Origin of the sequence: Siccirubricoccus deserti, from assembly GCF_014283215.1 — a bacterium.
Lineage (GTDB): Bacteria > Pseudomonadota > Alphaproteobacteria > Acetobacterales > Acetobacteraceae > Siccirubricoccus > Siccirubricoccus deserti.
The window spans coordinates 1-8,547 of the sequence record NZ_JACOMF010000099.1 but is presented as its reverse complement, the minus strand read 5'-3'; the positions used below and the strand labels follow the sequence as shown (position 1 = coordinate 8,547).

Here is an 8,547-nt window from a genome sequence, read left to right as displayed (position 1 = left end):
TTCCGCTTTGGGACGATTGCCGAAGCTGTGTCGTTCATCGAGGGAAAGCCGGTCCCGCAGTCCCCGTCGAGGCAACCGTGCTCCCCGTTCCCGCTTGGCTACCTCGCGCTCCGCCCTCTGGCACCGGATGGCGTCCACGCTCTCCTTTACCGTGGCATACAGCCGGTTGAAGGCCATGGTGGGAATGAGGAGTGCGGCGAATGCCATCAGGTATGGCGAACACCTCGTCGAACGGCAGCACGACACGACCCTCTTATTATGCTCGGAGGTGTACGGTTTGGTCCCACCGGCTCGGCATCATCCATGGGCTCTGGTTCGTGCCACGACCATCAGCGCAAAGTGCGCGAACCACTGCCACGAGTTCGGCTCCTGCGAAGGGTTTGGCCAGAATGGCTTCCCAAGGCTGGAACAAGTAGTCAGCAAAACTCTCAGGATTGCCGGTCACAAAAGCGGTCGGCAATGCAGGCAGGCGCCGCTGGACCTCGCGGGCTAACATCTTGCCATCAAGGCCAGGACCGAGATTGAAGTCGGTGACAAGGAGGTCGGGGCGGCGCCGACCCTGGTCCAGCAGCCGCAGTGCAGCCTCACCGCTTGCCGCCTCGGTGCACGCAAAACCTGCTTCTTCCAGCAGATCGCAGACGAGCATCCGGATCAGAGGTTCGTCCTCGACAATCAGCACGCACATCTGCGGTTGCCCCCCAGGACCCGACGACTTCCCCAAGCCGTTCAACTCCTAGGCGAGCTTATTGCGCTAACTCACCGAAATTTCTTGTAACGAATACGTGATCAATCGGCGTTAGCTTCCGCTGCAAGGTCGAGCAGCGCCGGCCAGGAGGCGGGCGTTGTGGTCATGATCGGTACCTGCAAGGTCGGCGAAATTCTCGCCGGCGCACAGGAGACATGCATGCTCAAGCCATTCGTCCTGCTGGATAAACCCTGAGCGCCGATCCGAAAAGAAATTGGATCGGCTGAGTCAGTTGTGATTCGTTTGTCCTGCGGACGCTTCGCGGGAGCAGATGGATGGACAGCGGAGCATCGACGTGCGGCGGACCGGCGCAGACTGCGCTACCCCTCTGATCTGACGGACGCCGAATGAGCGCTGGTTATGCCTCTGTCGGCCCTGCGAAGCACGCCATCGGGCCAGCGACGCCGGGATGTCACTGGCGCGTACCATCCGCCTGACGTCGACGGTTAGGCGGCGGCTGCGATGGATATGGGAGGGAACGCTTCAGCGTCGGCCACAATGCGCTCCAGCGGCAGGGTGACCTCGCAGATGAGGCCCGTTCGCTCCCAGCGCCGTACCACCGAGCCACCAAGCTGCCCACGCACCGTGGCTTCGATGACCCGCGAGCCGAACCCCCGCCCTGAAGGGGTGCTGATGATCGGTGGTCCGCCCGCTTCCGCCCACCGCAGGTGCAGCAAGCCGTCCTCCCCAATCCTGCGGCCGGCGGACCAGCGTATCTCGACCGTACCGCCAGGGGTGGAGAGCGCACCATGTTTGGCCGCATTCGTGGCTAACTCGTGCAGCACCATGGCAAGCGGCTGCACCGCAGTCGCGGCAAGTGCCACCTGCGGCCCATCGATCAGGGCACTGGAAAGTCGCGGCGCCTGCCCCTGGCCTTGAATGTAGGGGGCTACCTCCTGCTCGACGACAACGCGTAGATCGGCGCCAGACCATCCCCCTTGCGCCAGGAGCGACTGGGTTCGTCCGAGGGCGGCGATCCTCGCCTCAACCGCCGCCACAAAGGCTCTTGGTTCGTCGCGTGGGCTAAGGCGCAGCACCGATTGCACCACTGCCAGGACGTTCTTGGCCCGATGGTCGAGTTCGCGCATCAGCAGGGTCTTTCGCGCTTGGTCGGCCTTCATCGCCATGTGCGCCTGCAACACCGCCACACGAAGGCGCTCGAACTCTTGGACACGCACCGGCGGCCCCTCGCGCATGAACTCTGCGGCGCCGCCGCTGGCCGCAACGCGTTCTGCCGTACTGGTCAGCCAGCCCACCGGCCCAAGGATGCGTCCGCCGATCCAGATGGCGGCGCTGAGCGCTAGTCCCAAACTGCCGAGCGCGCCGAACGCCAGCGTGGCGAGCGGCTTCCACAGGCTCGTGTAATAGGTCGACAGAGGCTCGGCGACGATGACAAACCATCCCGGCGCACCAGAGACCTGCTGAAGCGCTGTGATGATCTCCACCCCGGACCGGTTGGTGCCTTGAAGGATATCAGCCTCCCTGTTGCGGGCGGCGTCAGTCATCCAATCGCGGACCGTCTGACCAACAGACCGCTCAGGCTCGGAGGAGCGAGCCATGATCTGCCCTTGCCCATCCACCAGCGATGCATAGCCGCCCTCGCGGAAGGTCTGCTCGGCCAGCATCGCCGAGATGCGCCCGGGTTCCACCGCGAGGCCAAGCGCCAAGACAACCCGCCCGTCTCTGAAGACCGGCACGTAGATGGCCGCGACCTGACGGCCGGTGACCTGACCGCGAAGCAGATTGCCGACCGCCGGGCGGCTGGTCTCGAAAACCCGCTGCGCCAGATTGACGGACTCCCGTCGCCGTCCCTCTGGGAAGACTGTTCCTGCCGGAAAACTCGTGTGCAGGAGCAAGGAGAGGTCTGGCGCCACCACGAAGATGCGGGTGCCAAGCCGTGCGGCGATCTGCTGTGCCCGCTGATGGAACAGACCTAAATTGCCGCCCTCATCGAGGCTGCGTGCGGTGGCCAGCGTCGAGAGCGCGAGAATATAGGAGCCGATCTCGGTGTTGACTGCGCTTGCCAGCGCTCTGGCCGTGCCTTCAAGCCGATCGTCGAAGGCTTGGCGATAGCTGCCCAGAGCCGCTCGGACGGAGATCGCGCCGACCGCGAAGGCCGGGAGGAGCGCGGCGGCCACAAGGGCGACCACATGGAGCCGCAATCCGTAGAGCTTTGCTGTGGGTGCTGCCGGCGGCAGCGCGCCATTCTGTTGAGATTGCATCGGCTGCCCCACCATCTACTAGAGGGTGAGTGATTGCAACCTATGATGGTTCTCCGTCACGAACGGCGCCGGCCATCCGCCCGACATTTGGTCTTTCCGGCTCATTCGTTTAGCAGGGACCAAACTGCGCTGCTGCCGTCGAGGGTGCCCAGAAGCGGAATGGACGCCTGCACAGGTGCCGCTGCCGGTGCGCAGTCGAGCCGAATTCCTGACGGAGGCGCTGCCACAATATCTCAAACGGCAACGGCACCGGCTCAGCACCATGGCGTTTATGTCGCGATATGATCCGCACCGCCCTGGCGAAAGCTGCCATCTCCCGGACCCGGCACTGGCCGACCTGGGCGCGCTATGCCGCCACCACTGCCATCGTCGCAGCCATCTTCCTGCTCCGTCGGGCGGCCGATCCCATCCTGCCGCCGGGCTACCCATATTTGCTGGCCTTCGTGGCCGTCCTGCTCTCCGCCGTCTTGTTCAATCATGCCTCCGGCCTGCTCGCCACCGGGCTCTCAGCGTTGCTTGCAGATTGGTTCTACTTGCCGCCGGTCGGCAGTGTCGCCGTGCAGAACCAAGGTGATGTGGTCGGCCTGGGGCTGTTCGCCGCCGTTGGGGCGACAATCTCGCTGACCGTCGAGGCGCTGCACCGAGCGCTGGCCGACCTCCAGCGGGCGCTGGACGACCGACATCAAGCGCTCGCCGATCTCGCTCGCTTGAACGCCGACCTCAGGCGGTCGGAAAGGCAGCGCGGGCTGCTGCTGCGGGAGTTCCGCCACAGGACCCGCAACGATCTTCACTCACTGATCGGACTCTTGCGCCTACGTGCCCGGGCCGCTCCCTCCGAGGCTGCACGCGAGGGGCTGCGAGAGGCGGCCGAGCACGCCGCGGCGCTGGCCCGCGTCCACACCCACCTAGCAGGGGGCGGCGCCGATGGCGACAACGCGGCTGTGATTGACACCCGGCGCTTTGTCGAGGGGCTGTGCGCCGACATCGTGGCGGCGCAGATGGGCGAGGGGCTGCGTCCCTTGGCGCTGTCGGTCGAGGCCGAGGCGCACACGCTCGACACTGAACGGGCCGTCCAGCTTGGTCTCGTGCTGAACGAGGCGGTCACCAACGCGCTCAAATACGCGTTCCCTGAGGACCGGCCCGGAACAGTGCGGGTGCGCTTCGCGCGTGAGGAGGAAGAGTTCGTCCTGACTGTGGCAGACGACGGCATCGGCTTGCCCGCTGAAGGCGAGTTGTCGGCGGCACCATCCGCGCCACCACCGCACGGCTCAGGCTTGGGCACGCGGCTGCTGCGCGCGCTGGCGGCACAGCTTCGCGGCAGCTTCTCACGCTATCCAGGCGAGGGCCATCGCGGGACAGTCGCCGGGCTGCGCTTTCGGGCCGCGCCCCCTGGGACACCGCACTGACGATACCTCCATCCATCGATCTTCATCTGCCCCGCGGCGGAGGCTCCAGCGGTGTGCGCCTCGGTGCCCGGCCGGCGGGTCGCTCCAACAAATCAGCGATGGTGGCGAACCGAAATCCGCTACGCATCTGCACCCAGGTTGACGCCAGATCACTCGTCCGCGGCATTCAGCGAGTGTGTCGCCCGTCTGTGCGACGACCGTGTCTCGACCAGAGTGGAAACGCCGGATCGTCAGCGGGCGTCAGGCGCAACACTGACTGCACCGCGAGCGCGTCCTTGGCCCAAGGCCGATCTAATACGGCAGCGGGTGCCGCCTCGGCTGCGTCTCACTTCTTCGGTCACGTCCATTGAGACGCTGCCTATGAAGCTCCGGTCCGGTCAGACCGCCGGCACCACGGGTAGGCCGAGTTTTGCTCCCGTGGAGCGCGGCATACTGATAGTTAAAGTAAATCAATCAGAGTGTATTTCTACCATGACGTGAGGCCAAGGCTTCTACCTGTATATTGCTCAAGGCACCGTGAATGACTGTCAATTGCAACTTGGCTTGCCGGATCAGCTTACCCATGCGTTAGAATACTACTCACGCGTGTGTATCTCAGTGAAATCGGCGCTTTTGGATAGTCTTATTCGTTTGTAAGCAACTATTCGGGAACAGGTCTTGCCAATATGCACCTGATGCTCGTGGAATATGATCCATTGGTTGGCGAGACGCTGGTTGATGCACTTCAGCCCACCGGCTTCGACGTGAAGGTAGTTCGCTGCGCCGAGGCAGCGTTGGAGATTGCCGTCACCCACGTGTATTCGCCGGCAGTGCTGATCACCGACATCGACCTTGGAGGTGGTCTGAACGGGCTTCAACTGGCCACGATCCTGCGCCGCCACTGGCCTGTGGTTCGGGTCATCTACATCACCGGCCGCTGGAGCAGCATGGCTGGCCGACGCTTGGGCAGTGACGAACGTTGCTTGTTGAAGCCATTCGATGCCGAGCGTCTTGTAGGCACCGTGCGCGAGATGGTTTCGTCTCAAGCAACCCTGACAGCCACGTCGCCTCTGCCGACTGCATCCGCCGCACCGGCGGCCGAAAGCAGACATCTCAGCTTCACGTTGCCTGTGAGGTGCATCAACGCAAAATCTCCAAAGGCGCCTGTCGTGATGTCCGAAGAGGGAGAAATCTATGGATACCAAGAGCTTGGTAGTGCGCGCCGAGAAAGCCTGATCCGGAGGCATGCGGAACTCGAAGAACGCTGCGGGAGGTGTACTCCCGGCCCTGTGCCGATGAGACCGAAGCGCGCCGAATCAAGCTGGACAAACTTCGGCTCAAGGACGAGATGCACCGCCTTGCTCCAGCCATGTAGCAACAAACCGGAGTCGGCGACGCACTCAACGATATCCCCGGCAAGGTGGTCGTGTTGCGCCACCTCAATGGCGAAAAGCCCTTGCACTCGGTGAATGGGGCAGAAGCGGAGGGCCAACGCGGCCCTCCGCGACCGCGGCCTTCAACACGGCGCTGGTTGGGACGTGGCCGTCGCCCACTACTCCATTGACGATGACCACAGGGCCATGGAACAGATCGAACAACCCACGGATGCGCGGCGTTCCTGTCGATTCAATGTTGAGCCCCGTCCTGGCTCGGGCCTCCATTTCATCATGTCCCACTCGGGCACCTGTTGGAGCGCCGGAAAATCGCATTTGTCCAACATCGTCCCGGCCAGCGCGTAGGGCGGGCCGTCGAACCAACTGGGAGCGACGATGCTCGGCGCCTCCCGCCCGCCGAGGATGGACACAACATCGGCAGAGTCGGTCCGGATGGCAATGACGGTGCGCGTGCCGACATCCGTACAGCGCCAGAGACCTTGACCGGTGGTGAAGACCCGGCCAATAGCGAACTCACTGCGCTTCATGCCCACCTCCGGCGGCGCCGTGCGTCTATCCCGTTGCTCAGCGTCGCCGCACCACTGCGTCTCGATCCGCCGATACCGCGCCGACGATTACCTCGCTCAGGCGGCGATCTCATCATCGTCCTGGCCATCGCCTTCACCGCCAAGATCAACTTCCGCACCGCCGGCCCTACGGCTGCGTCGTGTTTCCTGCTCCAGCCTTGCCAGCGACGACTGCGGGTCCGCGGTGACGATTGTCAGCCCGGTGGCCCTTGAATCGCGCAACAGCCCTGCCTTCATACCCGCAGGAGGCGTTTCATTCCCCGGTCCCGCGGCCTGATCAAAGTACCAAACGCGATCAGCGGCGCGGCGCAGCGAGACGAGCAGCGGCGGCTCATCGGAGGCAAGATAGACCCCAGTGCCGTCGAGCAGATGAAAATGGTGTTGCGCTGATCCCCACTGGGGCAAAGCCACACAGGTCCCGAACGTCTTTCCAACCCGCTGAAGTTCGTCACTGGTGCGCAGCAGGCGGAAGGGCGGCGGCGGGTTGAAACCCGGATCAGGCGCCTCAATGCGGCTAAGTGCGGCGCGGAGCCGCCGGGTTATGGCCGGCAGTCCGGCCCCAGGAGGCAGCCGAAGGTCGCCATCACGCAATGCACCGCGAGCGCGGAGAAATGCGACAAGACTGTCGATCCCCTCCACCAGATAGGTGTTTTCCGGAAGTGCGCTGCGGATAGCGCCCAGGGCCGGGTCCATTCGCGACAGGGCTTCGAAATGCCCGACGCGAATATCGTCAAGCGCGCCATCGAGCAGCCTGTCAGCGAAGGGGCCGCCGCACACTGCGGCCAGTTTTTCGTAGAAGCGCCGTTCACGGACACGGTCCCCAGCCCGGTCCAGCGCCCGGTAAAGCCGCGCCGGACAAGCCGGTAGGGCAGCATTCAGAAGTTCACGCGGATCGGTCTCGTTGATGATCGTGGCCACGTCGGCGTCCGACCCTACGGCATCGGGGGCGAGGTGGAGGAACGCGCCGATGCTGTGGATGGCCTCTCGTGGGGCGACGATCAGTCGAGCAATCAGGAGGGGACGGGCGCGAATAAGGGCGGCGACGCGCGGCGCCAGATCGGCAAACACCAAGAGCAGCGGCGCACGCTCTTTCGGAGATTCGTTTCGGTCACCTGCCATGCCCTCGGCATATCGGAATATCCCGGGCGTGTCGCGAGGTAGCGAGAACACGCTTGAGAGAGAAGGAGCGAGAGGAACAGCAGTCTGAACCTATCCTTCCTCTGGATGGTGATGATACCGGCCTGACGGCCGCCAGGGCCTTGCAGGCGCGGCCGTCCGTCGGGAGGCAATACCATGGCGAGCACATTGGCGGAGAAGACCTGCACCCCGTGCCGCGGCGGCGTCCCGCCGTTCACGCCTGAAGAGGCGGAAGCTTATCGCACGCAGGCACCCGACTGGTCGCTGATGGACGACGCGACCCGCATCGAGCGGCGCTACCGGTTCAAGGATTTCGGCGAGGCGTTCGCCTTTGTTATGCGCGCCGGGGAACTGGCCAAGGCGCAGGGCCACCACCCTGATATCTCGTTTGGTTGGGGCTACGCGTCTGTCTCGCTACGGACTAAGAAGATCAAGGGGTTACACGAGAACGATTTTATCATGGCCGTGAAGCTCGACCGCATCTCTGAAGGCGTCGTGGAAGCGGCAGCCCGTCCGAAAGGCTGAGGGCGAGCGGCCGCCAACAGTGCGCGGCCCCGCGCCGCCTCACCGCCCAGGGCAACCAGCCAGAGCGGGAGCACGTCCCTGCTGACCGCCCGTCCACCCTGGGGTCGCCGCTGCATCCCCACGACGGGTAGCCTCACTACAAGCGGGAGGCCGAACCAATGCCGAGGATGATGGGTGGGTGTCTCTGCGGGGCCGTTCGCTACAAGGTCGAGACGCAGCCGATCTTCGTGCGCGCCTGCCACTGCAAGGAATGCTGGCGCTTCACCGGCTCGGCTTTCGTGGCCGCCGTCGCGATCCTCAAAAATGCGATCCCCACCATGAGGGCTATGCAGACATACACCCAGCCCGGCGGGACCTCGGGGCTAGCGCTGCACCGCCAGTTCTGTCCCGGTGCGGCTCGCCCGTCGTCGTGCAGGTTGAGGGCTCGACGAGGCTGGTGTTCATGCCGCTCAGGTGTTGGAACTCGATCAGCCGATGACCCGCTACGCCGTCTGCCGGGCGGCTGGTTGGAACCGTGGCCCTGGTGCCTACCGGACGATCGAGCAGGCCGTCCCCGAAGATGGCGTGAGGGTG

General features: G+C 64.4%; 9 protein-coding genes. 4 read left to right on the top strand and 5 right to left on the bottom strand.

Annotated features, from left to right (window positions below; translation table 11 throughout):
* The 3 genes from H7965_RS30545 to H7965_RS27365 all read right to left on the bottom strand — a co-directional run.
* Positions 1 to 207: hypothetical protein (locus H7965_RS30545; protein ID WP_222440850.1), on the bottom strand; the 207-nt coding region annotated here is incomplete at its 3' end.
* A gap of 49 nt (positions 208 to 256) precedes the next feature.
* Positions 257 to 679: a response regulator gene (locus H7965_RS27370; RefSeq protein ID WP_186773708.1), complete on the bottom strand. Its 423-nt coding sequence runs from the start codon at positions 677 to 679 to the stop codon at positions 257 to 259.
* Positions 680 to 1,191: 512 nt separating this feature from the next.
* On the bottom strand, positions 1,192 to 2,967 hold the full coding sequence (locus tag H7965_RS27365; RefSeq protein WP_186773707.1) for a sensor histidine kinase: 1,776 nt from the start codon (positions 2,965 to 2,967) through the stop codon (positions 1,192 to 1,194).
* A gap of 281 nt (positions 2,968 to 3,248) precedes the next feature.
* Between H7965_RS27365 and H7965_RS27360 the strand changes: the two genes are divergently transcribed.
* Together H7965_RS27360 and H7965_RS32315 are read left to right on the top strand one after the other, a co-directional pair.
* Positions 3,249 to 4,373: a sensor histidine kinase gene (locus H7965_RS27360; protein WP_186773706.1), complete on the top strand. Its 1,125-nt coding sequence runs from the start codon at positions 3,249 to 3,251 to the stop codon at positions 4,371 to 4,373.
* 665 nt (positions 4,374 to 5,038) lie between these two features.
* Positions 5,039 to 5,821 (top strand): response regulator, encoded by a 783-nt coding sequence (locus tag H7965_RS32315; protein ID WP_222440849.1) that lies wholly within the window; start codon positions 5,039 to 5,041, stop codon positions 5,819 to 5,821.
* 83 nt (positions 5,822 to 5,904) lie between these two features.
* Here H7965_RS32315 and H7965_RS27345 read toward each other — a convergent pair whose 3' ends face one another.
* The gene (locus H7965_RS27345; RefSeq protein ID WP_186773705.1) at positions 5,905 to 6,273 is read right to left on the bottom strand and encodes a hypothetical protein; all 369 of its coding nucleotides are present in this window, start codon (positions 6,271 to 6,273) and stop codon (positions 5,905 to 5,907) included.
* A 96-nt stretch (positions 6,274 to 6,369) separates the two neighbouring features.
* Positions 6,370 to 7,431, bottom strand: coding sequence for a hypothetical protein (locus H7965_RS27340; RefSeq protein WP_186773704.1), 1,062 nt, complete (start codon positions 7,429 to 7,431; stop codon positions 6,370 to 6,372).
* A 174-nt stretch (positions 7,432 to 7,605) separates the two neighbouring features.
* Here H7965_RS27340 and H7965_RS27335 point away from each other — a divergent pair, with 174 nt between their 5' ends.
* Positions 7,606 to 7,974: a 4a-hydroxytetrahydrobiopterin dehydratase gene (locus H7965_RS27335; protein ID WP_186773703.1), complete on the top strand. Its 369-nt coding sequence runs from the start codon at positions 7,606 to 7,608 to the stop codon at positions 7,972 to 7,974.
* A gap of 158 nt (positions 7,975 to 8,132) precedes the next feature.
* The coding region (locus H7965_RS32080) for a GFA family protein (RefSeq protein ID WP_186773702.1) at positions 8,133 to 8,547 on the top strand (415 nt) is incomplete at its 3' end.

Bases quoted from the DNA above. Each gene is read 5' to 3' on its own strand.
- H7965_RS27360 (WP_186773706.1), top strand. From the start codon at position 3,249: ATGATCCGCACCGCCCTGGCGAAAGCTGCCATCTCCCGGACCCGGCAC.
- H7965_RS32315 (WP_222440849.1), top strand. From the start codon at position 5,039: ATGCACCTGATGCTCGTGGAATATGATCCATTGGTTGGCGAGACGCTG.
- H7965_RS27365 (WP_186773707.1), bottom strand. From the start codon at position 2,967: ATGCAATCTCAACAGAATGGCGCGCTGCCGCCGGCAGCACCCACAGCA.
- H7965_RS27340 (WP_186773704.1), bottom strand. From the start codon at position 7,431: ATGGCAGGTGACCGAAACGAATCTCCGAAAGAGCGTGCGCCGCTGCTC.
- H7965_RS27345 (WP_186773705.1), bottom strand. From the start codon at position 6,273: ATGAAGCGCAGTGAGTTCGCTATTGGCCGGGTCTTCACCACCGGTCAA.
- H7965_RS27335 (WP_186773703.1), top strand. From the start codon at position 7,606: ATGGCGAGCACATTGGCGGAGAAGACCTGCACCCCGTGCCGCGGCGGC.